This is a genomic window from Microbulbifer sp. CAU 1566, from assembly GCF_023156515.1.
GTDB lineage: Bacteria > Pseudomonadota > Gammaproteobacteria > Pseudomonadales > Cellvibrionaceae > Microbulbifer.
In genome coordinates, this window is sequence record NZ_JALNMG010000002.1 from 461,999 (window position 1) to 485,923 (window position 23,925).

The window sequence follows — 23,925 nt, forward strand, 5'->3', positions numbered from 1 at the left end:
CGACGACTCCACTGCGGCGGTAGCGTTACTCACACCCCGGATCACCCACGATGGGCAGTGGCTCTTTGAAGGTCAGGGTGCGATAAGGGAATGGAATCTCAATACCCGCGTCATCTAACGCCTTCTTCACTGCAGTGACCACCTCCCCTCTGGAGCGCCTCTCTTCAAGGGGGGTGGACCCGGCCCACCAGGTCACTTCAATATCGATACTGCTATCACCAAACCCCTGGGGAAATATCTGGATCGGCTCGTCATCCCGCACTGTTTTACACCCGCTCACGGCCTGCTCGATGATGTCCACCGCCGCGCTGAGGTCTTCCCCGTAGGCGACACCAGCAATGATGGTGATACGCCGCTTGTTACGATCCGTGAGGATTTCACAGGGGTTTTTGAACAGAAACAGATTGGGGACGATCACCAGCTCCCCGGTCGTTCGCCGGATCGTCGTGTTGCGCACCTCTACCGCTTCCACCCTACCGTGCACATTTTCGCATTTGATCACGTCGCCGGCTTCAAACGGGAAACGCCATAAAATCAAAATACCGGCAAAGAAGTTTTCAAACATGTCCTTGAATGCCAAGCCGACGGCAACCGAAAGCAACCCCAGCCCCCCCAGGGCCTTCGCAGGTGTCAGCCCGGGAAACAACACCATCGCGGTAAATAGCAGGCCGAGTAGCCAGATAAAAATTTTGGTCAGTCGAACCAACAGGTCCTGGAGTGACGGACGCTGGGTGGTTTTTTTTGCAAAGCGACGGGTGAACTTCCCGGCAATGGTGGCGATCACCCAGGTGAGCAACAGCATCAGCACGCTGGCGATGAAGAACGGAATATGCCCGAGGAAGCCATCCCAGATATTCACCAGCGAGGCAGAGACTGTTTCCACCACATTTGAAAAGGAAGATGGCGGCACCTTGGCAAGTTCCAAGGCGTCGGCAAGCTCTTTTGCCTTCTCAGGGGCGGTCGGTAGCGTCTGCACCCGATCAAGGCCGGGCAGACCACTGACAACGCCTGGAGCAGGAAATATCGGCGACAGAGAAATCGAAAACATGGCTCGTAGCTATAGCGAACGGACTGTATCCAGCCTAGCAAATGCGCCGAATTTATCTCGATCAGAAGCTTTGATTAGGAGTTTCGAATAGAAGTTTCGATTAGAGGTTATCCCGATCAGGTGGACGAGCTGACGTAGTCATGCACCCGCAGCCATTTGGTCGCAATCCACTTTTCACCACTGATCACCGGGCTGCCACCATGCAAGGTCTGGTGGTCGAGATCACCCTGCTCATTGGCATAGGAGAAAAACAGGCCACAGCCCTTTTTCGGCAGCACATCCAACCCAACCCTGGGGAAGACTGTGGAACCGCCAGCCTCTACGCTATTCAGGTACATGATCAAAGTGCCAACCCGCTGTCCGCCCATTGAGAGCACACCTTTGTTTCCGGGTCTTTCAGGATTGAAAAAGTCGTAGTGCGGGCGGTACTCGGCTCCGGCTTGGTAGTGCAGTATCTGCAGCGGCTCGCCACGACTCTCCGGCACCCCCAGCAAGCGGGAAATACGGGACTCGATGCCCGCAATCAGCGGATTTTCCGCCCGTTTGAAGTAAGTGCCGGCACTGGTGCGCGCCTGCCCCAGGTCATAGGTACCGCGTTCGGAGTTAACCACCCGGGACGGCGTTAACTGCGAGCGCGACATGGCAATCAACCCATCACATTCCGCGTCCGAAAGAAGATTGCCAATTAACACAACGTTTGGGTGCTTGAGCGCCAGTAAAATCTCCACCTGACGATCACCGAGATCAATACCGTTTTTGACCGGGTTGAAAAATCGGAAGCGACTGCCGGCATCCCCCTGTGGATTCGTGCCACTGGTGCGACTTTCACCGGGGCTAGAAGCACTGGTACGAGAGTTACTGGTACGAGAGTCACTGGATGGCGTCAATGGGGAAACAGGCCGCTGCGGCGAAATGCCGTAATCGGCAATACATTGCTCTACCGCCTGGGAAATGGCGGGCTGGTATCCTGCCTTTAACAAGGCATCCATCATCACCGACAGTTGCTGGCCGTTGGTGACAGCATCGCGAATCCACTGCTGTAAATCCGGCTGAAGCTTGGCAAACTCCACAGGTCACATCCTTGCTTGCTGACGCTAGCTTTTGGCTTTAGCGATTGAGCCTCGATCCTGAGCCTCGATCCATTGAGGCCCTGGTGCGCCCTGAGTATAGCCTTCAGTGGCAGCCCCCGTGAACTGCCATATAAGCGCAAACGCACCGTAAACCAAGGACCCAACCGGTCTCTCCGAACCCTCTCAGGCAGCTACTGTCTACAGGGGGACGAATAAACAGAACAAGGTTTTCCGGGTAATCACTTTTGGCCAACCCGGTTTCCATGAAACACATCCAGATTTACAAGGGGATAACTGTGAAACATCGTATTGACCAACACTGCGCAAAGAAGCACCAGAGCAAATGGGCATCCGGCTGGAGCCGTATTCGAGGTATCGCCCTGCTCTGCGCAATGCTTATTCCCGCAGCCCTGCTCCAGGGCTGCGCCGTGCTGTCGCCAGATTTCGAAAAGCCCGAGGTCCAGGTGACCGCGCTGGAACCCCTGCCAAACAATCACAGCGGTGACCTGCGCTTTCGTATCCATTTGCGGGTTTTTAATCCCAACCGTAGTGAACTGGCACTATCCGGGCTCTATTACACCCTGAAACTTGCGGGGCACAAGGTAATTACCGGTACCTCCAGCGAACTTCCGACCATTCCCGCTTACGGGCAGGAGGCCATAGTGGTAGATGCCTCGGCCAACCTGATGGGCTCCTTTATGGCAGCGGCGGAGCTTCTCAGACTCCAGGGCAACACGGTGCCTTACGAACTGGAAGCCAAGCTGGGTTTGCGGCAGTCAATTCTGCCTTCGATCAAAGTAACCCGGCGCGGCGATATACAGCTGGGGCAATATCAGCGGTGACAAGGAGTCAGCGGTGACAAGGAGTCGGCAGGAGATATAGATAGGGAATTAGACGGGAAACGAGAAAAGCAGATGGGGCCGACTTTTTGTCGGCCCTCTCACAAAGGTTAGATTAGCGACGCGCAGCCCAGATACCACCCGTCATCGCCACGATAGAGCTGAGAATACCCACCCCCACCAGGCTATATAAGCTGATACTTTGCTCTGCCATCTGGGTCAGCATCTGCTCCAGCGGAAACTGCCAGCAGACAATCGCCGATGCCGCGACCACAGCAGCGTATTGATAACGGGTCGCCCGGCGCTCAATCCGCTTTGCCGGTACCGGCGGCAGATCCGCCATTACCCGATCACAGAAGCCGTCATCATCCAGATGGGGCTCGCTGAACTGTAACTGCTGGGAAAGCCAGGTGTCGAAATCCGGCTCACCCACTTCGCTAGCGGGCCCTGCGGGCTGCACAACACCGTTTCTGATGACCATACCTGTGGAACTACCCTCTGTTTTGAAGTCAGCCACTGACTACCTCCTCTCGCCAGGCCTGTAGCAGTGTCTGCAATTTGGCCTTGGCGCGGTTAACGTGGGATTTTACCGTGCCCAGCGGCAACTTCATAATGGTTGCCGCCTCTTCGTGTGAAAAGCCGCGCTGCATACACAGATGCACCGCCTGCCTCTGGGCGTCACTCAACTCCCCCATCGCTGAATTCAGGTCCCTGGCCATCCCCAGTTGCTGCGCTTCTTCGACGCTTTCCTGGGCCTGGGCGCGATCGACCGCGTCCTGATCCACATCCGGCGCATTCTTGCGCTTGTGGCTCATGACCAGATTGTAGGCGATGCGATACAGCCAGGTGCTGAATCGCGCATCACCCCGAAATGCAGGCAGCGCCTTGTAGGCTTTGATAAAAGCCTCCTGCGCCATATCGTCCGCCAACCCCTGGTCGCCATCGCACAGCTGACGGAGCGAGAATCGCAGCTGTGACTGATAGCGACGAACCAGCTGGGCGTAAGCCCGCTGGTCCCCGTCGTCGACGACGCGCCTGATCAGATCCTCATCATCGAGGTTCATGGATGGTTGTCCTTAACCGAATTGCTGCTGATCGAGCTTCCAGTTGATGTAGCGCGCCACACCGATAAACAGCGGAATCAGGCCAAGACTACCCGCTCCCAGACCACCGGCCGCGGTCAGCCAGATAAAGATCGCAGCGCCGACCGCAATCAGGGTAAAGCCCCGATCTTTGGCTTTGCTGGTGCTTTCGCCCTCCAGTGCATCCAGCAACTCTGGCGGAATATCACGGCCTTCCGAGACCATGCGGTTGATGTTCTCCATCACCAGCTGCTTCTTGCGATAGCTGTTACGGGTCGCCAGCCAGACGATCATGATCGGCGTGCCGAACACCGCCAGAATCGCGATGACCGCAATCAGCCACTCCAGATCCTGCGGCCGGTAATTCTCGTAGTGATGGTCATGGTGACTGTCCTCACGTGCTCTTTCTGCACGCTCTCTGGCGCGCTCAGCACGTTCCTCTGCCCGCTGGGCCCGCTCCAGGTCAGCCTGGATGCCAATCTGGATATTGCGCGGCACTGATTCCAGCGCCTCCTCAATAACCAGCCCCTTCTCATCGAGAATGCCCTTCTCCTCCAGCTTCTCATAAATGCGCTGGGTCACCGCGCCGCCGAAGGCCTCACCGAGGTTGATTTCCACGTCGGCGTTTTCGCCATTTTCGTCCCGCGTATGGATACGCAAACTGCCATCTTCCTGGCGCAGGATTCGCACCTGCTTGGTCACCTTACCTTCCGGAGGCTCAGTTACCACAATCACCGGCGCCGGAGGGGCCGGCGGTACTGGCTTCACGACCTCGTCGCTCTGCGCCAGCACACTGCCGGACACACCCAGACCCAGGGCAACCGCAATCGCAATACCCCAGGCCGGCAGGCCGTTGCGTACTTTTGAATTTCTCGCTCTCATTCGTTTTATCTCGCTCTTGCTACAGGGGGCAAAATCAGCCACAACACCATCTACAAACACATACCCAGGAAGCTAACACAAGCCAACAAAGGCCATTCTGACCACTTTTTCGCCAAAGCCCCGACGAAAAACGGCGTTCAGCGCCAAATAGTACCTTTTTTAAGCAGCGCAGTTCACCGCTTTGCCGCATTATCGACCCTGGGTGGGCTTTTCCTTTCTTCTGAATGGACGCGGGCCAAGCCTGATTTGGATGCAACCCCAGTAAAAAATTCACCAAGAGGAACACATGACCCCAGATTCCAGCCAAGCCTCTGCCCTCCGGGGTACCGTTACCGCCTCAGAGGTCCTCAATTTCTGGTTCGGTAGTGACGAACTGCAGGCAATGCCCGATATCGCCAGCCGCAACCGCTGGTTTCAGAAGAGTGACGAGTTCGACCAGCAGATCCGCAAACACTTTGGCGCTACCGTGGAGGCCGCCCAAGCCGGTGAGCTGGATCACTGGCGGGAATCCTCCCGCGGTGAGCTGGCCCTGATCCTGTTATGCGACCAGTTCAGCCGTAATATTTTCCGCGGACGGCCCACAGCCTTTGCCGGCGACCCGCTGGCACTGGATATCGGCCAGACCATCGTCCGCGAGAATCGCCAGGGTGAATTCGGCCTGCACCAGAGAGCCTTTGTGGGCATGCCGCTGGAACATTCGGAATCCGGCGAGATCCAGGCCCAGTCTGTGGCCTACTTCGACCAACTGCGACAGGCGTTCAGCGGCCCCGGTGTAAACGACAGCGAGATTCAGGCGGCGGAAGGCTACTACCGGTTCGCCGTGGCCCACAAGGCGGTTATCGATGAATTCGGACGTTACCCGCACCGCAATAAAGCACTGGGCCGAGACACCTCGGTCGCAGAGCAGGCCTGGCTGAACAATGGAGGGGGCTTCTGATGAGTATTCTGGAATGGCTGTCGCTGGCCGGGGTTTGCGCCCTTGGCGCCATGTCTCCTGGCCCGAGCTTACTCATTGTGCTGCGTCATGCCAGCGCAAGTCTCGTCAATGGCGCTGCCTGCGCCCTTGCCCACGGCCTGGCAATCGGCCTTTATGCGCTGCTGTCTGCACTCGGGCTGACACTGCTCCTGACCCAGTCACCAGTACTGTTTACCGGCCTGCAATGGATCGGCGCGCTGTTTTTGCTCTACCTGGGCTGGAAGGCCCTCTCGGCGCCAAGCCCGAATTCCAGTGAAGCGGCACCCCCCATTAGTGATACCACGGACCAGCCGCAACAAGCGCAGCCCGCTTCACCGGTTCGCGCCGCTATGCATGCGGTCATGCAAGGGTTCGCAATCGCGTTTTTCAATCCCAAGGTAGCCCTCTTCTTTACTGCCCTATTCAGCCAGTTCCTCAGCGATGGCCAGGGCACCAGCACCAAAATTGCCATGGCGACCCTCGCCGGCGGTATTGATGGGGCCTGGTATCTACTGATCGCCACTCTGGTGTACATTGGTCGCAAGCGCGGCATACGTGGCGGCAGCTGGAGCCATCGGTTACAGCAGTTATTCGGTATTTTGCTGATTGGCCTTGCCGCGCGGCTTGTATGGACGCTCGGTTGACACTGAACATTTATACAGATACTGTACAAACATACACATTAACAACAACACACGGTTACAGGAGGCCACTATGGCGGTAGTAGCGGTTTGGAAATGCGATAGAGACGGAGCCATGTTCGACAACAAAAAAGATGCCGAAGAACACGACAAAATGCTGGAACTGGCCGCCAACATCACCGCGCTGATCGAGCGCCATGTTGAAGGTGTTTCTGAAGAAGCCAGCGAAGAAATTGGCTTGATGCTTGCCAAGCGTCGCGAAGTTCTGGCCAAAGCCTGTAAAGGAAAACCGGAAGAGCTGCTGGCCGAAGACGAAGCCAATGAGCCATCACCGGTAGCGGAAGAAAACGTCACCCCGCTGGCGGCCAATCAATAAGCGGTCGCCATCCTGGCGACACACTGATTCCATCCCTGTACTCTGCCCGGCTTGCCGGGCTTTTTTTGGGGGCTTTTTCGGGTGTTTTTACTTGAAACCAAGCTGGATTAAAACAGCCACAGCAGGTTGATTACCGCCAGGGCAAGGATCACGATCCAGGTCAGCAGAGTGCCGACAAAACGCCCCGGGTGATACCCACCCTTGCCAACGGTGAAACCCACCGCGTGCAGAAGTCGTCCAAGGACCAGAGATGCACCCAGGACATGCAGCCAGACATGGGAAAGGCCGTTGATTTCCGCCACCAACAGCAGAATCAATGCCAGCGGAATATACTCAATGGCATTCGCATGGGCGCGGACCGCAACTTCCCCTTCTTTATCGCCAGCGGTCCCGATCCCCACTTTTTTCCCGCGCCGGAAGGTCACCACCTTGAATGCCAGGGCAATCACCAGTAACGCGCACAAGCTCCCATAGAGAGCAGTAATCTCAACACTCATCTTCGCTGTTCCTTACTTCAATTATTAAATACATAACTACTGTTTATATCCGTGCTCGGTACCGGCTTTCGGGTGCAGATAGCGATCACGCAGTCGAGTCGACCGATTGACCAGCGACAGGGGTTTACCGTCAATCAACAGCATTTCCGCATAGCTGGTCACCTCCAGGGGGTCACCACTCCAGAGCACCAGTTCTGCGGGGCTACCTACCGCTAGTGAACCACCCTCGAGACCAAAGATCTCCGCCACATTTGCGGTAATTGCGCGGATTCCCTGCTCGTACGGCAGGCCGTAAGCCACCGCATTACCTGCCGCCTGCCGGGAGAGATAGCTGTTGTGAGACCCGGCATAGCCCGGGCCGCTGATGGCAAGGGTCACGCCCGCGTTCTGCATCAACGCCGCATTGTCCATTCGCGCCCCCAGTTTCTCGAAGGCATCTGGCGTATTACCCAGCGCGTCGATAATCACCGGCACACCGGCTTGAGCCAGCTCATCGGCGACCATCCAGCCCTCTGTAGCCCCCTGAATGATCAGCTTCAGGTTAAATTTTTGCGCCAGAGCCAGCAGCTGCAACAGATCACTGGCGCGGTCGGCGGTGATCAGAATACGCTGCTTGCCATTCAACACCGGCTGCAAAGCCTCGAGATCCTCCAGCGAGTAATCCAGTTCCCGCCATTCCCCCTGGCGCACCGCAGCGCGATTGTCTGCATATTCCTGTGCCTGACTCAGGGCCTTCTCTACCTGTGCATAGGCCAGTGCGCGACTGCCACCCGCGAGCTGCGCACCGTACTCACCAAAATACACTTTCTGCACCAGACCTGTGTCGGTCACACTGTCGTAACCCCCGGTCAGCTTGATCGCGAAGCCCTGACCGGCAAAGATTTTTTCCTCGCTGGACGGTAGCACCACCGCGCGCGTCAAACCACCAGCGCGGTTGAATGGGATCAGTGTGGAGTGCGGATTAAAAGCCACTGCAGGATCGAATCCCGCACCGATGGACGTATCCACAATCGCATTGTCATTGGTGGATGCTGCCGCACCGATTTCTGTCAGGCCCAGCTCACTGCTGGGTGCAATGATCCCCGGAGTAACCACTTTACCCCGGCCATCAATAACAACATCCGCTGTCAACGTACCCAGGTCTTCCGACACCTGTGCGATTTTGCCGTCGCGAATCAGCAGGTCAGCAGATTCCAGAGTACCCTGATTATTCAGGGTAATGATCTTGGCCCCCTTGATCAGAAAGGTACCGGGTTCAGTCTGTGATTGGGCCTGCGCGGAGCTCGAGCTCCCCGCAAACGCACCGGCACACACCAAGGCCATGATTTTCAGAGATTGCATTGCTCTCATGATTAATTCCCCCCTTCGGGTAAACGCTCGCCCTCGGCATCGAGAATGCCCAGTTCAAAATCACTATGGGGCTGGCGCTTAGGATCCTTGCGGTCGTACATCAGTACCCCGTCAATAAAGACCTGATCTGCTTTCGAGTAAACACTGAAAGGGTTGCCGGACCAGACCACGACATCCGCCATTTTGCCTTTTTCCAGGCTACCGGTGACCTCGTCAATCCCCAGCGCCCGGGCGGGGTTAAGTGTCATCCAGGCAACCGCATGGCGCGGTTCGATATGGAACCCGGCGCGCTGCCCCGCCATCATCGCTTTCGCCGTTTCCTCGTTCAGGTGCTGAATCCCGATGGCAGAATCCGAGTGAATCATGGCGCAGGCCTTGGCCTGATCGACGATGGCAATATTGGCTTCGGTCATATCAAACGCTTCGTGCTTGAAGCCCCACCAGTCCGCCCACATGGCGGCACACACCTTGTTCTCTGCCAGCAGGTCGGCCACCTTGTAGGCCTCTACCGCGTGGTGGAAGGTGGAAATCTGAAAACCGAACTCTTTCGCCACATCCATCATGATGGCCATTTCTTCGCCGCGATAGCAGTGGTTGTGTACCAGAATATCGCCGTTCAATACGCCGGCGAGGGTTTCCATCTGCAAATCCCGATCGGGCTCATCGCCGCCATTCTTGTGATAGTCATCCCACTTGTCCCGGTATGCCGCCGCAGAGATCCAGGCCTGGCGGTAACCCGCCACATTGCCCATTCGGGTCGACGGCAAAGTACCTTTACCCCCGTACACCCGCTTGGGGTTTTCACCGCAGGCCATCTTCAATCCATAGGGGGCACCGGGGAATTTCATATCCTGGACACTGCGGCCCGGTACATTTTTCAGGGTGACGCCGCGACCGCCGAACAGGTTCGCCGAGCCGGGCAGAATTTGCAGGCTGGTCACGCCGCCAGCCAGCGCCAGCGCAAACTGGGGGTCTTGAGTCCATACCGAATGCTCAGCCCATACCTGAGCGGTATTCGGGGAGGTCATCTCGTTGCCATCCTGGGATGACTCGATTGAGGGTGCGGGATAGTCCCCGAGGTGGGAGTGCACATCAATGATGCCAGGCGTTACCCACTTGCCCGCGGCCTCCACCACCCGCCCCTCACGAGGTGCTTTTAGCCCCTCCCCAATCGCGGCAATTTTGCCGTCTTTGAGTAACAGGTCGGTATTGGCCAGCTGCTCTCCGGTTCCGGTCAGTAGCGTTGCGCCCCGGATCAGTACCGGTGCTGATTCGCTGATTTTGTAGCTAGAGGGAAATGCACCCTGGCGGGCATAGTCGGCTCCCTTCCCGTCGCTCTGCTGATCGTCACCGCCACAGCCAACAACCGAAACCCCGAGCACTGCACTGGCAATGAGGGAGCGTAGCCGCCGACTGGTAACGCCCGTTTTAAACAAACCGACATGGGTTTGGGTTTGGGTTTCGGTATCGGTACTTTTTATGTAACGTGGATCTGTCTGCATCCCCCCTCCTACTTGTTTTGCTGTTATCAGGAAATTGGCCCCATGCTAGCAGTAATTCAAAATTCCGCCAGCCACCCGGAACGTCAGCCTCCGGCGCACGACGCCAAAATAATGAAGACGTATCAGGCCTATTCTGCAAGGCGAATCACTGCAATAAATCGGCCATTGCTAGAGCAGCCCTATCGCTAGACAATTGCCAGAAGCCGTGTTGCAATCTTGTTTCTTTCCCTGGCTCCAGGATGGACGGATGGAAAAAACCTCAGTAGCAGACCCAAGTGGGCCGACAGACACAGAGGCCCCGCCTAAACCCCGGCAGGATTCGCAGGAGGTCTATGAGGCACTTCGCAAAAGCGAAGAGCGCTACCGGGAACTGGTTGAACATGCCAATTCCATCATCTTGCGCTGGGATAAAAACGGCGAAATCACCTTCTTCAACGAATATGCACAGAATTTCTTCGGATTCAGTGAAACGGAGATTATCGGCAAACACGTAATAGGGACCATCGTACCGGAAAACGAAAGCACCGGCCGCGACCTCCGCCCTCTGATGCAACATATCTGCAACTACCCCGAAGAACACCGCTACAACGTCAACGAAAACATCACCAAAGACGGCACCCGGGTCTGGGTCGCGTGGACTAATAAAATCCTGATCGATGACCATGGCGAGACCATCGGTGTACTCAGCATCGGCAGTGACATCACCAAGCAACGGCTACTGGAAGAAGAACTTCGCCAGGCGCAGAAAATGCAGGCAATTGGCGAGCTGGCCGGGGGCATCGCCCATGATTTCAATAATATGGTCCATGGGATTGCCGGTTTTGCCGAAGTCATTCACCAGATGACCTACGACGCCAAAATCGCCGAATACGCCAGCCAGATCCTGACCACCGCCCACCATGCCGCCGAGCTGACCAAACAGCTGCTGACCTTTGCCCGCAAGGGTTCTTACCAACTACATGATTGCAACACCCACGACATAGTGCGCGATGTGTGCGCGATGCTGGAGCGCACCATCGACCGCAGGATCACCATCCAGCAACAATTGGATGCCGAGCGGCCCCACGTCAAGGGCGACTCGGCACAGCTCAAGAGCGCGCTTCTCAATTTGGGCATCAACGCCAAAGACGCCATGCCTGCGGGTGGCCTGCTGGTGTTTAGCACCCGCAATGTCACGGTGAAGGAAACAATTGCTATATCAGACTTTCAGATTGAGCCCGGCCAATACCTGCGTATCAATGTCAGTGACAATGGCATGGGGATGACGGAAGAAGTGCGTCAGCGAATTTTTGAGCCTTTCTTTACCACCAAGGCCAGCGGGCGCGGCGCCGGGCTTGGACTGGCCGCAGTCTACGGAACCACACACCTCCATAAAGGCGCGATTCAGTGCCGCTCACAAACCGGCAAGGGCAGTTGTTTCGACCTCTACTTACCCATCATCAAAGATTGCAGCAAGCACCTGAAAAATAATCCGAAAGCGGAAAGTCCGGAACGCACCATTCGTATGATGGTGGTCGATGACGAAGCCATTGTTCGCAGCTACTCCAAAGCCCTGTTTGAGATGCACGGCCACCAGGTAGAAACCTTCGCGACGGCAGAAGAAGCCATCGCATTCTACCGGGAGCAATTCGCGGAAATCGATCTGGTGCTGCTGGATATGATCATGCCGCAAATGGATGGGCAGCAATTGTTCTCAGAACTGAAAAGAATCAATCCCGGTATCAAAGCCATGCTGTCGACGGGCTATAGCGTGGAAAGCAAAGTGCAGGAAATTCTGGCGGATGGGATTCTCGACTGCATCAAAAAGCCCTTCACCTACGATCAGTTGCAACAGAAAATTTCAACCATGCTCGCAGATGGGCACCTTGCGCCGGAACCCGCAGCCTGACACTGGAGCCAGACTAGAGTCCGCGAAAATAGCGCCAAGCGGGAATAATGGTGCTCATCAAGCGTTAGTAGTGCAGTATCTTTATGATTTTTTCCCCATTGTCACACTCACCGACAATTTCCGGCTCCGAGATTTTTGACCCAGCCTGAATCACCTTATTGGAAGGATAAGAAACGAAGCAGGCGAAGTTGAAATTCACCGCCCAATTACAGCGAAGCAGGCCATCATCTTCCTCGTAGAATCGCTCCTGACAAAAGCTCAGGTTCGGGCTCTGACCGCCTCCGAGCTGAGGCTGACCAGGATCTTCCGTTTGCGCATTGACTGAAATCGACAACAGGGAGAAACACAGCCCGAGGGCGATGGCCAGACTCCAGCGATTCATAACCTTACCTGCGAATAGTGCTCACTACTTTATTGAGGTTAGCAGCTGTGGCGCCGTTTTCCCTGCAAAGACTGACCTGCCAGTCCCCCTCCGCCACTGCTATCATGCCGCCATACGCCAGAATCCAGGAAGAAGTACCGCGAACCATGTCCCAGCCATGCCCCTGCGGCTCCGCAAAGCCAGCTCCACAGTGTTGCAACCTCTACCTTAGTGGTAAAGCGTACCCCAATACTGCAGAAGCCCTGATGCGCAGCCGGTTCACAGCTTATGTCACCAAGAATATTCCCTACCTGCAGAAGAGCTGGCATCCGGACACCTGCCCGGAACTGAACGCCGAAGAGTTGACCACCGACTGGTCAAGGCTAGAGGTCATAAAAAGCAAGCAGGGCCTGAAAAAATCGATCGTCGAGTTCAAGGCATGGTACCTGGACAACGGTCAGGAATACGCATTGCACGAGATATCCCTGTTCAAGTTGCACAAAAAACGCTGGGTATATCTCGGCCCCCTGGATCAGTGGCCCGAATGAATCAGGAAGCAAGCCCGCTAACCTCTCCGGAAATCCTGTACCAGGACGATCAGCTACTCGCCGCCTACAAGCCTGAAGGCTGGCTGGTGCACCGCTCTTCCATCGACCGCCACGAGACCCGGTTCCTGCTGCAAACCCTGCGGGATATGGCTGGCTGCCACCTGTTCCCCATTCATCGGCTGGACAAACCCACATCCGGCGTCATTGTGTTTGGCAAGAGCAGCGAAGTAGCAGCCCAGGTTCAGGCTCAGATGGAGAGTGACACAACCGTCAAACAGTACCTTGCCGTCTGCCGCGGTTACTGCCCGGAAAGCGGCACCATCGACTATCCACTGCCACCAGTAAGCGACTTCAAACACCAGCGCAAACGCCCCAAGAGCGAGCTGCCACGCCAGGAGGCGGTTACCCTGTTCCGCAGGCTGGATACCGCTGAATTGCCCATCGCGGTAGACCGTTACCCCAGCAGCCGCTACTCATTCGTGGAAATACAATTGAAGACCGGCCGCCGCCACCAGATACGCCGTCACTTCAAGCATATCCAGCACCCGCTGATCGGCTGCCCCAAATACGGCAAATCCGTGCATAACCGTTTCTTTGCGGAACATTTTGGCTGCGGGCGATTACTACTCCACGCTCACCGTCTGGAACTGGATCACCCGGTGAATGGCGCGCGCCTGAAACTAGAAGCACCGCTACAAGGGTGTTTCCGTACGCTGGTTGAATCCCTGGCTTGGGAAATGCCCTAACCCGCGTCACAGCGACGAGCGGAGAGAATCAGAAAAAATCAGAGAATGATATGAGGCAAGTAGCGACTGGAATCCAGGGTGATCAGGCCACTGTCTTCACGAATGGAAATGCCGGCAGCCTCATCGTCAATCAGCCAGCTGCCAATCAGGGTGTAGTTATTGCCAAATTTCGGCAGTGGGTACAGGGCTTGGTAAACATAGCCCTCTTCCCCATAGGGCCCATCAGACAAGGCTTCCGTTTTAGAGGAAGACTCTGCAGAGGCTGCCGATTTTACAATTGAGATGTTGGCCCCCTCGCGGGAAAAAATCGGTTTTTTCACCAATTCACCAAACTCGCCAGCCCGATCCAGCTCATCCTCAAAGAATGCCGGCAATAGGTTCGGATGCCCGGGAAACATTCGCCACAACATCGGCAGCAGAGCTTTGTTGGAAAGAATGGCCTTCCACGGCGGTTCCAACCAGCGGATGTTATTGCCTCCCAAATACTCGCCGAACTCCTCGCGGAACATAAACTCCCAAGGATAGAGTTTGAACATCCAGTTGATCACCCGATCCTGCAAATCGGTGAAGCGCCCCTCTGCATCGCGGCCAATATCTTCCACGAACACAAAGTGCTCCTCGATCCCCGCCTCCCGCGCACAGTCCTGCAGGTACTGCACGGTACCGCGGTCTTCTTCGGTATCTTTACAGCAGGCAAAGTGAAGCGCACGGCCCGGCGTCAGGAATTGCAGGTCGCGGAAGCGATTAACGAGCTTTTCCTGCAGACTGTTGAACTGGTCGGCCTGACGCGGCAATGCCCCGCGGTCGACATTGTCCTGTAGCCACAGCCATTGCCAGAATCCGGTTTCAAACAGACTGGTGGGGGTATCGGCGTTGTTCTCGTAGAGTTTTGCCGGACCCTGACCGGTGTAGGCAAAGTCCAGGCGGGAGTAGAGACTGGGATCGCCATTCTCCCAGGAGTTACGCACGAAATCCCAGTGGCGTTCGGGTATACAGAAGCGATGCATCAGCTCATCGTCCGCCAAGACTCGGGCAACGACTTCCAAACACATCTGGTGAATTTCTTCGGTGGGGTCTTCCAGGTCCCGCTCTATCTGCTCGAGGGTGAACTGGTAGTAGGCACTTTCATCCCAGTAGGGCTCGCCATACATGGTGTGAAAGCCGAAGCCGAACTCCCGCGCCCTTTCCTTCCAGTCCGGGCGCGGGTTAATGGGCATGCGCAGCAAAGCTTAGCCTCCCCAGCCCCCGGAACGACCGCCACCCCAGCTGGACTTGGCGGACGCAACGGAACCGAAACCGCCACGGGACACGGTTTTGGTCACTGTAGGTTTGGGCTTGGTTGCCGAGCTTGGCACCGTGTAGTTCACCTTGCCGGAACGACCAAGCACGCTACCATCGGAGGTCATCAAACGGTCGTAATTCCCGGAATACGGATTGCTATAGCGGTAAACGGGGTTGTAGTAGTAATTGCGGTCACGACTGTCGAGCATCTGTCCGACCATAAAACCGGTCATCAATGGCAGCCAGAAGCTGCCGGTCTGCCGGCAATTACCAAACTCTACTTCACACAGATGGCGCGAGTCGTATTTCGGGCCAGTGCGCTCCGCTTCACGCAGCGCCTGCTGGTAAGCGGCCTCGCACTGCTTCTGATCCAGCTCTGTCTGATTGACACAGTCCTCTACAGAAGCAACAACTTTCACCTCTTCTTTGGAGCTACACCCCATCAGGGCAGCCACGATGCCGAGCGCGATCGGACGCAGAACAAAATTACGCGCAGTGGTTTTGCGCATCCGGTCAAGATCGATCGTCGCGGTACGTTTCAAAGATTTCATTGCACGGCCTCCACTCAGTAGGACATGCAAGCAGCGTTCAGTACGCCGACCGCGATGGTGGTAGCGGCCAGCATGACACCGGCACTGATTTCACCCTCTTCAATACGGGAAACGATACGCGGGATAAACAGGAAGCGAGTAATCGCGAAGGCCAGCAGCTGGGCAACCAACGCGATTACCGCCCAGGTAGCAAAGTCCAGCAGGGATACGGAGTTGCTTGCGGCACCCCCAAGGGCAATAGCAAAACCCAGCACCGCGCCGCCGAAACCAATGGCCGCCGCGACGTTTTTGTCTTCACGGATCAATTTCCATTCATCGTGGGGCGTGACCAGCGCATACAGGTACTTGAAGGCGATCAACAACACCAGTGACAGGCCGAAATAAGCGGCAAAATGCAGGATACCAGTCAATAATTCGTAAGACTGTTCCATGGGTACTACTCCTTGTTATCCGTGAATGGTTATTTGTGAGGGTGTGAGAGAAATACCGGTACTGAGTACCAAGCAGCGGCTGAGGTAACCCCCGGCCTCCAGCTTTTCTTCCGCAGAAAGAAATAAGGATTCGGTGCGCTGATCCAACAGCGGACGCTCAAACAGCATGGTGAACTGATCCGTGCTGGAATGATCGCCGTCTTCGTCGTAGGTGGTTTCCACCATATGTACCGGGTTGTGGTAATCCCCGGTGGCGGTCCAAACACGCTCGTAATTGCGACCATCCAGCGTATAACTGGCAGCCCCAATTTCGCGATTCAAAAGATTGTTCCAGGCACTGTCCGTGGCGACATCGCGGGTGTCATAAAAGTGGAAGAGCTTTACATCCACCACGTTTTCGTCCCGCTGACCGCCTTCTGCGACCACCTGTAACCAGGCATCGTCATCGGTATAAAAGCGGTAAACCCAGGTGCCATCCAGCTCGACTACACCGGCCGCCTTGATGATCTGGGTAGGTTCAAAGGTCTCAATCGCCAGCTCATCCAGTATCAGGCGGATTGCCAGGGGGTCGACTTCAAAGCTTGCCCCCATCCGCAACCCCATGATTTCTGGAGTTTGCGGTTTTACTTCTGGCTTTTTGAATTTATTGATCAGTTTGTCAAACATTCGCCGAGCGCTTCCCTGTCGGTAATCTTTATGTCAAAACAGCGTTTTTCCGGTAAACGCTCTGCAGCGATGTAATAGACGGTATCGCCGGGGGCGACATTCTCGTTCAGAGCCGGATTAATCGCAATCTTCTGTTCCCCCGACCGGCGCACGCCAAGCAGGGTTGCAGACAGGTCATGCTTGAAATGATCAAACAGTGCGCCCACTGGGAGAGGCTGCTCTCCACGATATTCCACGCTGTACTGCGTCATACCATAGGTACTGTCCAGCAATTGCCGGTGCAAGCGGGCAGAACCCGGATCCAGAGAGGATTTCGCCAGCAGCTCTACCGCAACCGAGGGAATACACTCGATGTTCGGGCAGTGGCTGCGCAACAGCTCGCCGACATTTTCATCCTGGAAGTACGCGGTTTTATGGCTGTCCGGGCTCAACTTTTCACAGAAAAGTGCGGTAGTCAGGGTGACATCATCCAGAGGGTTATCGATGATGATCCGCGCCGCCTTGTCCAGACTGGCACGCTGCATACTTTCCGCGTGAGAAAATGACTCCACCCGTACAAAATCGATTTGTTTGGGCATGGGATTTTCAATATCCGCCTCAACACACAGCACTATCTCAGCCGAGTTACCATTGGTCTTGGACAGTAGCAGCTCGATCAGGCGCACAGTCCGGGTGCCGTTCCAGCCGATGATCACGGTATGGTTTTGATGGCTCATTTTGCGTAAACCTTTCTTGCCCCGCTGTACAAATTCCGAAATACCGAAGCCCACGCGCGTAACAATCATCGCAAACAGGCTCAAGCCAAGGGGGATAACCCAGAGACTGACGGCCAACTTACCCATTGGTGTGCCCGGCGAAAAATCGCCGTAGCCCACAGTAGAGGCAGTCACCACCAGCCAGTAGAAGAAATTCTCCGGCGCGGTGATGTCCGCCTCTCCGGCAAGTGAAAGCAGCAGGTAGCTGCCCAGCACATAAATTGCCGAGGCGAGAATGACCGTCGTTCCTGAGGCCCTAATAAAAAGCGACGCCAAAAGGCGTCGCACTTTATACAAAACCATGCCTTAAGCCTGGGTACGTTTGGCCAGCAGCTGCGCCAGCTTGTCGCTACCATTTACCTGGCCACCGGGCGTAATGCCGGCTTGCTTCAGTTTGGCGTCCAGACTAGAGCCACTCTCTTCCGTGGCCAGCTCTTCCGCCGCTTCCAATTCAGCCGCGCGCTGCTGCTGCTTGGCCTTGATACGTTCCATGCTATCCAGCGCGGTTTTCACCTTGCTGTTGGCACCCATATGACGGGAAGACACCGCTACCTGAGCCTTCTGCACAGACTCGGTCGCTTTAATCTGGTCGATCTGCTGCTCCATACGGCGCACATTGGCCTTGGCCTTGGAGATATTGCTCTTCAGGGTCGTCTCGGAAGATTTGAAACCCTGCAGAATGCTCTGCTCCATCTCCAGCTGGGACTCCAGGTCCGCAACACGCTCAGCACACTCAATCGCCAAGGCCTCGTCGCCCTTCTCGCTGGCCGCGATGGCATGGTTGGTGTAGTTGTCGATATCCGCCTGCAGTGCACTCGCCTTGTTCTCAGCCAGCTTGCGCTTGGCCATGATTTTGGTCAGGTTTTCATCACAGGCTTTCAGCTCGGTTTTTGCATCGCGCAGTTCCTGATCCAGGATGCGCAGAGACTGGCTGTCGGCAATGGCTTCGGTACCTTCATTTACCGCACCGCGCAGAGCGGTCCAAAGTTTTTTCAGGCTCATGCTACGCCCTCCAGTTCAAAATGTGCTGAGTACAAATCCAGGAAATCGCCCACGTTGCCGAACAGGGTTTCAATTTCTTCAATCACGACTTCGTCTTTACTGGAGACGGATAGCGCACCGAAGGCAACGTAGTATTCTTCACCACCGATATTCTTGATCGCCACGGTGGTCAGCGGCACCAGCTGGTGCGTCTGCAAGATCAACTTGTTCAGTGCCGCCGCATCTTCTACCTGGCTGACAGGAAACAGGATGCTTTCGACTACGATCTGCCGCTCGCCCACATAAACAAAGGCATCGACGCCTTCATCATTGGAAACACTCAGGCAATCGCCCTCCGCCTCGACCACCCAGTCAGGATGCTGCTCGGCCAGCTGGCGCAGGTTTTCATTGTTCCAGGTCATTTCAACTCCCTTGTTGATGTGGAATATGAGTCACAAATATAACAGTAAAAATTTGGCGGTCAATGCCTATCAAGCACTTTTGTTGCAAATAAGACACATACAGTTATTATGAGCAACAAATCGGAGAGGACACTATGGATCACAAGCAAAGCCTCGATAACCACCGCGCCCTGACCCCCTACAAGCAGGCCACTGCCCGTTACATACGCGCCTCTATGGCGCTGAAAAACGTGCGCTACAACGACCTCGCGGATGCCCTTGCAGAACGGGGAATCACCGTTACCCCGGAAAATCTTCGCAGCAAAGTCAGCAAATGCATGTTTTCTGCCGACCTGTTTATCGCGATTCTCGATGTGCTCGGGGTCGAGGGTGGTGCGCTGACCGATATTCTCAAGCAGACGCGAGAATTGCAAAAACAATGATGAAATCCTGCCGCGGCCCCTGCCCCGGGATAACCGGCTGATTTTTAAGAATTTTCTGAAAATTTACTTGACCTGATCCACTACGATCCGTATTGTTCGCCTCCCAACGCGCTCGTAGCTCAGCTGGATAGAGTACTCGGCTACGAACCGAGCGGTCGGAGGTTCGAATCCTCCCGAGCGCGCCATACAAAAAAGGCCCGATCCGCAAGGATCGGGCCTTTTTTGTATGGCGCTCTTGGTCGGGTGAGAAACTCCCGGGTTCGATTAACTCGCAAAGCGAGTTAAGACCGAGCAGAGCGAGCCCGCAGGGTCAAAAAACACCTTAGTGTTTTTTGAGTCCATCCTCCCCGACTGCCCTACTGCCCAGCTGCCCTCGCCCTAAAGAATAAAAGGTCCGAACCAGCAGGAACGGACCTTACCCATCTTTCTCCGACCATTCACTGAAGGTTCAGCTCGTAGACCGCCTCATTGTTTTCATTCGCCTCAAGGAACGTAGCCTCGGGCGCCTGGGTGGCAACAAAGTTCCCAGCCCGATCGGTATTCGGTACCCGAAATACAACCTGAAGATCAACCGCAGTCTCAATCGGTGCAAAAGACCAATTGCCGTCGGCAGTAGGCGTTACCGGGCTATTTTCTTTGATGTAATTGGACAATACCGTGCGGTTCTCATCCGGGGATTCGATAACGATGTGCTCGCCACCTGTGCCGGCAAATTTGCCCCCACCCGCGCGGTAATTATTCGTCGCAACCAAGAATTCGTCGCCTTCCGCCACTAGCTCGCCCTGATACTGGAGCTGAACAATACGGTTGCCATCACTGATCTTCACGCAGTCGCGGTCGTAGCGCGCGGGCTGGGTGACATCAATCTGGTAGGTCACGCCATCCATGACATCAAAGTTGTAGGTGGGAAAACCGCTGAAGTTCACCAGTTCCTGGCGCGCGCTGGAATTGGTATCAATCTGGTTAAACTGGGAAGCCGAGCACTCGAGCCATTGAACCAGCTCAGCACCGGTTACCTTTACCGCCATCAGGGTATTGGGGTACAGATAGAGGTCGGCAGCGTTCTTCACTTTCAGCTCCCCCTTGGAAACCAGGGTGAAACTGCTCTCATCTGCGCAGATGCCATCTCGGGTACAGGCTTTAAAAGGCGCAGCCGCCGAGAGTACCGGCAGATGCTGCAGGTTCACATCTCCTTCAATCAGCTTTTCAACATACGTCTTCTGGGCATCGCTGACGATCTGCACCGATGGATCATCCTTCACCAGCGCCAGGAAGCTGAAAATATCGTCGGTGGACTCGCCGATGGGTTGGTTCATGTAATCAATGGTCGCCTGGTGGTCAGCCGCCAGCATCGCTACCAGGTTCGCATCGGCCTCGACCGCAGCTGCGTTGTCGGCAAAGATCGCCGGCGTGGACACTGCGCTTTCAACAATCACCCAGGTGTCGGCATCGATATCATAATCGAGCACCAGGTCGATCACCCCGAGGTGGCTGCCCCAGTAACCCGGCATAACCGCGGGCACGCCTTTGATGGTGCCACGTTCAATGTCTACACCTTCGGTATTTTCATAATTATTGGAAGGGAACAACAAGTAGCTATGGCCGAACATGATGGCATCAATACCCTCAACGTCCGCCAGGTGCCAGCTGCTGTTTTCGGCATTTTCCGCCACCCTGTATTCCCCGGTGCTGATACCAGAATGCGGTATGGCAACAACGATGTCTGCGCCCTGCTCCCGCATCTCCGGCACAAAACGCTCTGCCATGGCCCGTATATCACGGGTTTTCACCTTGCCTTCCAGATTGTTTTTGTCCCACTGCATAATCTGTGGTGGCACAAAGCCAATAAATCCGATGGTGATGTCGCGGGCATCGCCGTTGCGATCCAACAGCGTTTTTTCCACCAGTTTGTAGGGCTCGAAGTACAGCTGATCATTGCTTTCATCGCTATCGCCATCATCGACAAAAATATTGGCGCTGATGTACGGGAAGTTGGCGTCGTCAACGCTTTCCGCCAGGAACGCCAGGCCGTAGTTGAACTCGTGATTGCCGTAATTGGCCACATCGTATTGCAGCTCGTTCATCACCTTGAAAACCGGATGAACTTCACCTTCTGCCAACCCCTCGGACTGACGCCAGTCGCCCATGGGGCTGCCCTGAATCAAGTCTCCGTTGTCAACCAGTACGCTGTTCTGCGGATTGTCGAGCTCTGTGCGCGCGTTTTTGATCAGCATGGCGGTGCGCACCAGCCCCACTTTAGGGTCTGTGGCATCCCCGTAATAGTTGTAATCCATCACATTCGCGTGAATGTCGGTGGTTTCCATCAGGCGCAGATCGGCCTGCACCATGCCGCCAACATCTTCGCCAGTATCGATGGGTAACGCCAGATTATTGCGGCTGCTGTCACTGCAACCCGTTAGAAGTGCTCCTCCCACAACGGAAAGGGCCAGAAGTGTTCGAAAATAAAACGGCATTATTTTTTTCCCTTGGTCTTTAAAAAGGCGCGGCGGTTAGCCCGCCGCTCTGGTTGCGATCCAGTTGCTGGTTAACTTGGAGTTATTTGGCGTACTGTCAGGGGCAATCGCCCACTTCTGTCAGGGCACTCACAGATTCCAGACTGGGGTAGCTCATATAGAGGTCGCGCACACCCGCTACTTCCAGTGTTTTACCGACGATCGCGGGGTTGTTGGCCGGGCTGAATTGAGCGCGCTGCGCAGATTCGAGCTTTACGTAAACCGTAGTGCTGTTATTCAGGTCACCCAGCTCCAGGGCATAGGGGTCATTAACGCCGCCGATCACCTGCCCCACCACGGTTAACGCCGTTCCCTGGCTGCCGGCATAAGCAGTGGAAACCGATACGGCTTCCGGCGATACACAGGTGCTGTTCTCGCCACCCTCGTTGTCGCTGTCTCCACTGCCCGCGCCGACAAGCTGCATATCGGTTACGTATTCAATGCTGGGCTCCGACATGTAATTGTCGCGGGTGCCGCTCACGTATAGCGTTTCCCCCACAACTGCCGGGTTATTGACGGGGCTGAATGCATCGCGGTACTGGCTCTCGAGCTTGACATACAGGCTGCTCGCGCCAGCGGTATCCTCGATTTCCAATGCGTATACGCCATTGATCGCCTGAGTAATCACGCCTTCCACAGTCACCGGGGTACCGGTAGGGAGCGCCAGCGCTTCGCTGACAGAAAGCGCACTGGTATTGCCACCGCCCCCACTTACAGGACCGGTAGCCGCCCCATAGGCACCGTAATCGAAGGTCGATGCGTCCCAGGGGTTGTAGCCACCAGAGGGGGTACTCCAAGGCTGGCCGTTGTCCGGGTCGTCCAGCTCTTCCGTGGCCATGGGGTTTGGTGTGGCGGTGCCTGCCGGGTGGGCACTACTGTTGAAGTGGGTGTAACTCTCCGGGGTTGCCAGCCAATCCACCAGATTCAGGGCGAGTTGTGCCGCATTACCGGCATCGGTCCAGCCCGGATAAGTACTTTTGGTATTGCCGTTATCCTCGCGCTTGTACTTGGGGGAGCTGTCCTCGATGGGGCTGGAGTCACCAATGAATGCCGCCTTGCCCGCACCGGACTTGGCAATGGCCACATAAGGCCCTTCCGCGGTGCCACCAAAGTAAAGGCCGGAGTCCACGGCGTGCCCCCAGGCACTGGGATTATCACTACCAGAGAAATACACCAGGCCTTTTGCCCGGCTTGGGTCGGTCACAGCCAGGGTGGCGCCACCGGCCATCAGAACCGGTCCCACCCCATCGGTAAGTCCCTCTACCTGGGCCGACGGCTCAATACCACTGGCACCGGTGTGCCAATCGATAGCATTAAAGCGAAAGCGGATGCCGAACTGTTGCGCCAACCAACCTGCACTGGCGGAGCCAGGGTTACGCAGATCGCCATAACTGCCACCGATGTTGAACTGGAGCAAGGTTGAGCGGTTGTAACCATTAAACACCTCGGTGCTATCCCAGCTATTGAGATTGCGGTCGGCGTTGTAGTGATCGGCAATAAAGAAAATGCCTTTGCCATCGGCAACAAAGTCCTCCAGGGCCTGGAGCTCCGCATGGGTAAAGGGGCGGTTGCTCTCCGCCAGTACCAGCACATCCGCATGGCTGATGCCGGCGTAACTAATCACCGCTTCGTTGGCATTACTATTCGCAGAGTTTGGCGTGGTGTAATCATCGACGAATTGAATGATCCCATCGCCATTTTTATCCAGTCCCCGGTACTCCTCTACCGTGTAACCGGCCGAAACCAGGTCATCGGCGAAGTCGGAAAAGGCCCCGTCGATCACCCAATCCGCATTCCCTTCGGTACCACCGTGGGAAACGTCAAACAACACCAACTTGCCGTTGTCGTTTGCGCCGGGGAGCTTGCGAGGAGCCGGATAGTTCCATTCGTAGGGCGCAGCCTGGGCCAGGCCGCTGCAAAGTAGCGTTGCCAGTAACAGTTGTTTCATCGAGCCATCCTTGGTTGGGGGAGTAGCCCACAGACTGCGCGACGAAGAAGAAGATTTGGCTAAATTTTGATAACGTTTTTGTTAAACACCCTTATTACTTGGTTCCGCCATGGACTACACTGGATAGTGCCGCTGTGCGGCAAATTCGATAATTACAAGCGATCACGCTT

General features: G+C 55.7%; 26 protein-coding genes and 1 tRNA gene. 9 read left to right on the plus strand and 18 right to left on the minus strand.

Features of this window, described 5'->3' with window-relative positions:
• Nucleotides 1–25: 25 nt before the first annotated feature.
• Both M0G74_RS07095 and M0G74_RS18340 read right to left on the minus strand, forming a co-directional pair.
• A complete protein-coding gene (locus M0G74_RS07095; RefSeq protein WP_248215803.1) occupies nucleotides 26–1,048 on the minus strand; it encodes a mechanosensitive ion channel family protein in 1,023 nt (340 codons plus the stop codon).
• Between the two features lie 116 nt (nucleotides 1,049–1,164).
• A complete protein-coding gene (locus M0G74_RS18340) occupies nucleotides 1,165–2,118 on the minus strand; it encodes a 2OG-Fe(II) oxygenase (RefSeq protein ID WP_248215804.1) in 954 nt (317 codons plus the stop codon).
• A gap of 296 nt (nucleotides 2,119–2,414) precedes the next feature.
• On the opposite strand from M0G74_RS18340, the gene M0G74_RS07105 reads away from it, so the two are divergent.
• The gene (locus M0G74_RS07105) at nucleotides 2,415–2,960 is read left to right on the plus strand and encodes an LEA type 2 family protein (protein WP_248215805.1); all 546 of its coding nucleotides are present in this window, start codon (nucleotides 2,415–2,417) and stop codon (nucleotides 2,958–2,960) included.
• Between the two features lie 112 nt (nucleotides 2,961–3,072).
• Here M0G74_RS07105 and M0G74_RS07110 read toward each other — a convergent pair whose 3' ends face one another.
• Genes M0G74_RS07110 through M0G74_RS07120 form a run of 3 tightly spaced genes read right to left on the minus strand, consistent with a single transcriptional unit; the run spans nucleotide 3,073 to nucleotide 4,921 of the window.
• Nucleotides 3,073–3,474, minus strand: a complete 402-nt coding sequence (locus tag M0G74_RS07110; RefSeq protein ID WP_248215806.1) for a hypothetical protein — start codon at nucleotides 3,472–3,474, stop codon at nucleotides 3,073–3,075.
• The gene (locus M0G74_RS07115; protein ID WP_160153475.1) at nucleotides 3,467–4,021 is read right to left on the minus strand and encodes a sigma-70 family RNA polymerase sigma factor; all 555 of its coding nucleotides are present in this window, start codon (nucleotides 4,019–4,021) and stop codon (nucleotides 3,467–3,469) included. The genes M0G74_RS07110 and M0G74_RS07115 overlap by 8 nt, the downstream gene beginning before the upstream one ends.
• Before the next feature lie 12 nt (nucleotides 4,022–4,033).
• Nucleotides 4,034–4,921, minus strand: coding sequence for a DUF6249 domain-containing protein (locus M0G74_RS07120; RefSeq protein WP_248215807.1), 888 nt, complete (start codon nucleotides 4,919–4,921; stop codon nucleotides 4,034–4,036).
• A 286-nt stretch (nucleotides 4,922–5,207) separates the two neighbouring features.
• On the opposite strand from M0G74_RS07120, the gene M0G74_RS07125 reads away from it, so the two are divergent.
• The 3 genes from M0G74_RS07125 (at nucleotide 5,208) to M0G74_RS07135 (ending at nucleotide 6,893) form a co-directional block, all read left to right on the plus strand.
• Nucleotides 5,208–5,858 (plus strand): DUF924 family protein, encoded by a 651-nt coding sequence (locus M0G74_RS07125; protein WP_248215808.1) that lies wholly within the window; start codon nucleotides 5,208–5,210, stop codon nucleotides 5,856–5,858.
• Nucleotides 5,858–6,520: a LysE family translocator gene (locus tag M0G74_RS07130; RefSeq protein WP_248215809.1), complete on the plus strand. Its 663-nt coding sequence runs from the start codon at nucleotides 5,858–5,860 to the stop codon at nucleotides 6,518–6,520. The genes M0G74_RS07125 and M0G74_RS07130 overlap by 1 nt, the downstream gene beginning before the upstream one ends.
• A gap of 70 nt (nucleotides 6,521–6,590) precedes the next feature.
• Nucleotides 6,591–6,893, plus strand: a complete 303-nt coding sequence (locus M0G74_RS07135; protein WP_160153472.1) for a YebG family protein — start codon at nucleotides 6,591–6,593, stop codon at nucleotides 6,891–6,893.
• 107 nt (nucleotides 6,894–7,000) lie between these two features.
• On the opposite strand, the gene M0G74_RS07140 is transcribed toward M0G74_RS07135, so the two are convergent.
• From M0G74_RS07140 to M0G74_RS07150, 3 genes are read right to left on the minus strand one after another with little or no spacing between them, the layout of a single operon-like run.
• Entirely contained in the window at nucleotides 7,001–7,390 is a 390-nt protein-coding gene (locus M0G74_RS07140; RefSeq protein WP_160153471.1) for an MAPEG family protein, read from the minus strand.
• 36 nt (nucleotides 7,391–7,426) lie between these two features.
• On the minus strand, nucleotides 7,427–8,740 hold the full coding sequence (locus M0G74_RS07145; protein WP_248215810.1) for an amidohydrolase family protein: 1,314 nt from the start codon (nucleotides 8,738–8,740) through the stop codon (nucleotides 7,427–7,429).
• Between the two features lie 2 nt (nucleotides 8,741–8,742).
• Nucleotides 8,743–10,242, minus strand: coding sequence for an amidohydrolase (locus M0G74_RS07150; RefSeq protein WP_248215811.1), 1,500 nt, complete (start codon nucleotides 10,240–10,242; stop codon nucleotides 8,743–8,745).
• Nucleotides 10,243–10,489: 247 nt separating this feature from the next.
• Between M0G74_RS07150 and M0G74_RS07155 the strand changes: the two genes are divergently transcribed.
• Nucleotides 10,490–12,130 carry a PAS domain S-box protein gene (locus tag M0G74_RS07155; RefSeq protein ID WP_248215812.1) on the plus strand — a complete coding sequence of 547 codons (1,641 nt, stop codon included), beginning with the start codon at nucleotides 10,490–10,492 and terminating at the stop codon, nucleotides 12,128–12,130.
• A gap of 64 nt (nucleotides 12,131–12,194) precedes the next feature.
• On the opposite strand, the gene M0G74_RS07160 is transcribed toward M0G74_RS07155, so the two are convergent.
• Nucleotides 12,195–12,512 carry a hypothetical protein gene (locus M0G74_RS07160; RefSeq protein WP_160153468.1) on the minus strand — a complete coding sequence of 106 codons (318 nt, stop codon included), beginning with the start codon at nucleotides 12,510–12,512 and terminating at the stop codon, nucleotides 12,195–12,197.
• 146 nt (nucleotides 12,513–12,658) lie between these two features.
• Here M0G74_RS07160 and M0G74_RS07165 point away from each other — a divergent pair, with 146 nt between their 5' ends.
• Together M0G74_RS07165 and M0G74_RS07170 are read left to right on the plus strand one after the other, a co-directional pair.
• The gene (locus M0G74_RS07165; protein WP_282450058.1) at nucleotides 12,659–13,039 is read left to right on the plus strand and encodes a YchJ family metal-binding protein; all 381 of its coding nucleotides are present in this window, start codon (nucleotides 12,659–12,661) and stop codon (nucleotides 13,037–13,039) included.
• Nucleotides 13,036–13,785, plus strand: a complete 750-nt coding sequence (locus M0G74_RS07170) for a pseudouridine synthase (RefSeq protein ID WP_248215814.1) — start codon at nucleotides 13,036–13,038, stop codon at nucleotides 13,783–13,785. Before M0G74_RS07165 ends, M0G74_RS07170 begins: the two co-directional genes overlap by 4 nt.
• Before the next feature lie 38 nt (nucleotides 13,786–13,823).
• Here the strand turns inward: M0G74_RS07170 and M0G74_RS07175 are convergent, their stop codons facing one another.
• The 7 genes from M0G74_RS07175 to M0G74_RS07205 form a co-directional block, all read right to left on the minus strand.
• Entirely contained in the window at nucleotides 13,824–15,002 is a 1,179-nt protein-coding gene (locus M0G74_RS07175) for a glutathionylspermidine synthase family protein (RefSeq protein WP_248216177.1), read from the minus strand.
• Nucleotides 15,003–15,014: 12 nt separating this feature from the next.
• A complete protein-coding gene (locus tag M0G74_RS07180) occupies nucleotides 15,015–15,617 on the minus strand; it encodes a DUF1190 domain-containing protein (protein ID WP_248215815.1) in 603 nt (200 codons plus the stop codon).
• A gap of 14 nt (nucleotides 15,618–15,631) precedes the next feature.
• Nucleotides 15,632–16,048 carry a DUF350 domain-containing protein gene (locus tag M0G74_RS07185; RefSeq protein WP_248215816.1) on the minus strand — a complete coding sequence of 139 codons (417 nt, stop codon included), beginning with the start codon at nucleotides 16,046–16,048 and terminating at the stop codon, nucleotides 15,632–15,634.
• 15 nt (nucleotides 16,049–16,063) lie between these two features.
• Nucleotides 16,064–16,714: a YjfK family protein gene (locus M0G74_RS07190; protein WP_248215817.1), complete on the minus strand. Its 651-nt coding sequence runs from the start codon at nucleotides 16,712–16,714 to the stop codon at nucleotides 16,064–16,066.
• Nucleotides 16,699–17,685 (minus strand): ion channel, encoded by a 987-nt coding sequence (locus M0G74_RS07195; protein WP_248215818.1) that lies wholly within the window; start codon nucleotides 17,683–17,685, stop codon nucleotides 16,699–16,701. Before M0G74_RS07195 ends, M0G74_RS07190 begins: the two co-directional genes overlap by 16 nt.
• A 90-nt stretch (nucleotides 17,686–17,775) precedes the next feature.
• Nucleotides 17,776–18,471 carry a PspA/IM30 family protein gene (locus M0G74_RS07200; RefSeq protein WP_160153462.1) on the minus strand — a complete coding sequence of 232 codons (696 nt, stop codon included), beginning with the start codon at nucleotides 18,469–18,471 and terminating at the stop codon, nucleotides 17,776–17,778.
• Nucleotides 18,468–18,872, minus strand: coding sequence for a DUF2170 family protein (locus tag M0G74_RS07205; RefSeq protein WP_160153461.1), 405 nt, complete (start codon nucleotides 18,870–18,872; stop codon nucleotides 18,468–18,470). Before M0G74_RS07205 ends, M0G74_RS07200 begins: the two co-directional genes overlap by 4 nt.
• Before the next feature lie 134 nt (nucleotides 18,873–19,006).
• On the opposite strand from M0G74_RS07205, the gene M0G74_RS07210 reads away from it, so the two are divergent.
• Both M0G74_RS07210 and M0G74_RS07215 read left to right on the plus strand, forming a co-directional pair.
• Nucleotides 19,007–19,294: a DUF6471 domain-containing protein gene (locus M0G74_RS07210; RefSeq protein ID WP_248215819.1), complete on the plus strand. Its 288-nt coding sequence runs from the start codon at nucleotides 19,007–19,009 to the stop codon at nucleotides 19,292–19,294.
• Nucleotides 19,295–19,402: 108 nt separating this feature from the next.
• Nucleotides 19,403–19,479: transfer RNA gene (locus tag M0G74_RS07215), tRNA-Arg, on the plus strand.
• A gap of 252 nt (nucleotides 19,480–19,731) precedes the next feature.
• Here M0G74_RS07215 and M0G74_RS07220 read toward each other — a convergent pair.
• Both M0G74_RS07220 and M0G74_RS07225 read right to left on the minus strand, forming a co-directional pair.
• Nucleotides 19,732–21,768: a bifunctional 2',3'-cyclic-nucleotide 2'-phosphodiesterase/3'-nucleotidase gene (locus tag M0G74_RS07220; protein ID WP_248215820.1), complete on the minus strand. Its 2,037-nt coding sequence runs from the start codon at nucleotides 21,766–21,768 to the stop codon at nucleotides 19,732–19,734.
• 97 nt (nucleotides 21,769–21,865) lie between these two features.
• Entirely contained in the window at nucleotides 21,866–23,755 is a 1,890-nt protein-coding gene (locus M0G74_RS07225; RefSeq protein WP_248215821.1) for a hypothetical protein, read from the minus strand.
• Between the last annotated feature and the right edge of the window lie 170 nt (nucleotides 23,756–23,925).

Excerpts from the sequence above, each read along its gene's own strand:
- M0G74_RS07145 (WP_248215810.1), bottom strand. The coding sequence starts at position 8,740 with ATGAGAGCAATGCAATCTCTGAAAATCATGGCCTTGGTGTGTGCCGGT.
- M0G74_RS07115 (WP_160153475.1), bottom strand. The coding sequence starts at position 4,021 with ATGAACCTCGATGATGAGGATCTGATCAGGCGCGTCGTCGACGACGGG.
- M0G74_RS07140 (WP_160153471.1), bottom strand. The coding sequence starts at position 7,390 with ATGAGTGTTGAGATTACTGCTCTCTATGGGAGCTTGTGCGCGTTACTG.
- M0G74_RS07125 (WP_248215808.1), top strand. The coding sequence starts at position 5,208 with ATGACCCCAGATTCCAGCCAAGCCTCTGCCCTCCGGGGTACCGTTACC.
- M0G74_RS07175 (WP_248216177.1), bottom strand. The coding sequence starts at position 15,002 with ATGCCCATTAACCCGCGCCCGGACTGGAAGGAAAGGGCGCGGGAGTTC.
- M0G74_RS07220 (WP_248215820.1), bottom strand. The coding sequence starts at position 21,768 with ATGCCGTTTTATTTTCGAACACTTCTGGCCCTTTCCGTTGTGGGAGGA.
- M0G74_RS07165 (WP_282450058.1), top strand. The coding sequence starts at position 12,659 with ATGTCCCAGCCATGCCCCTGCGGCTCCGCAAAGCCAGCTCCACAGTGT.
- M0G74_RS07160 (WP_160153468.1), bottom strand. The coding sequence starts at position 12,512 with ATGAATCGCTGGAGTCTGGCCATCGCCCTCGGGCTGTGTTTCTCCCTG.
- M0G74_RS07150 (WP_248215811.1), bottom strand. The coding sequence starts at position 10,242 with ATGCAGACAGATCCACGTTACATAAAAAGTACCGATACCGAAACCCAA.
- M0G74_RS07180 (WP_248215815.1), bottom strand. The coding sequence starts at position 15,617 with ATGAAATCTTTGAAACGTACCGCGACGATCGATCTTGACCGGATGCGC.
- M0G74_RS07225 (WP_248215821.1), bottom strand. The coding sequence starts at position 23,755 with ATGAAACAACTGTTACTGGCAACGCTACTTTGCAGCGGCCTGGCCCAG.
- M0G74_RS07095 (WP_248215803.1), bottom strand. The coding sequence starts at position 1,048 with ATGTTTTCGATTTCTCTGTCGCCGATATTTCCTGCTCCAGGCGTTGTC.
- M0G74_RS07210 (WP_248215819.1), top strand. The coding sequence starts at position 19,007 with ATGGATCACAAGCAAAGCCTCGATAACCACCGCGCCCTGACCCCCTAC.
- M0G74_RS07170 (WP_248215814.1), top strand. The coding sequence starts at position 13,036 with ATGAATCAGGAAGCAAGCCCGCTAACCTCTCCGGAAATCCTGTACCAG.
- M0G74_RS07190 (WP_248215817.1), bottom strand. The coding sequence starts at position 16,714 with ATGTTTGACAAACTGATCAATAAATTCAAAAAGCCAGAAGTAAAACCG.
- M0G74_RS07200 (WP_160153462.1), bottom strand. The coding sequence starts at position 18,471 with ATGAGCCTGAAAAAACTTTGGACCGCTCTGCGCGGTGCGGTAAATGAA.
- M0G74_RS07185 (WP_248215816.1), bottom strand. The coding sequence starts at position 16,048 with ATGGAACAGTCTTACGAATTATTGACTGGTATCCTGCATTTTGCCGCT.
- M0G74_RS07135 (WP_160153472.1), top strand. The coding sequence starts at position 6,591 with ATGGCGGTAGTAGCGGTTTGGAAATGCGATAGAGACGGAGCCATGTTC.
- M0G74_RS07120 (WP_248215807.1), bottom strand. The coding sequence starts at position 4,921 with ATGAGAGCGAGAAATTCAAAAGTACGCAACGGCCTGCCGGCCTGGGGT.
- M0G74_RS07130 (WP_248215809.1), top strand. The coding sequence starts at position 5,858 with ATGAGTATTCTGGAATGGCTGTCGCTGGCCGGGGTTTGCGCCCTTGGC.
- M0G74_RS07205 (WP_160153461.1), bottom strand. The coding sequence starts at position 18,872 with ATGACCTGGAACAATGAAAACCTGCGCCAGCTGGCCGAGCAGCATCCT.
- M0G74_RS07155 (WP_248215812.1), top strand. The coding sequence starts at position 10,490 with ATGGAAAAAACCTCAGTAGCAGACCCAAGTGGGCCGACAGACACAGAG.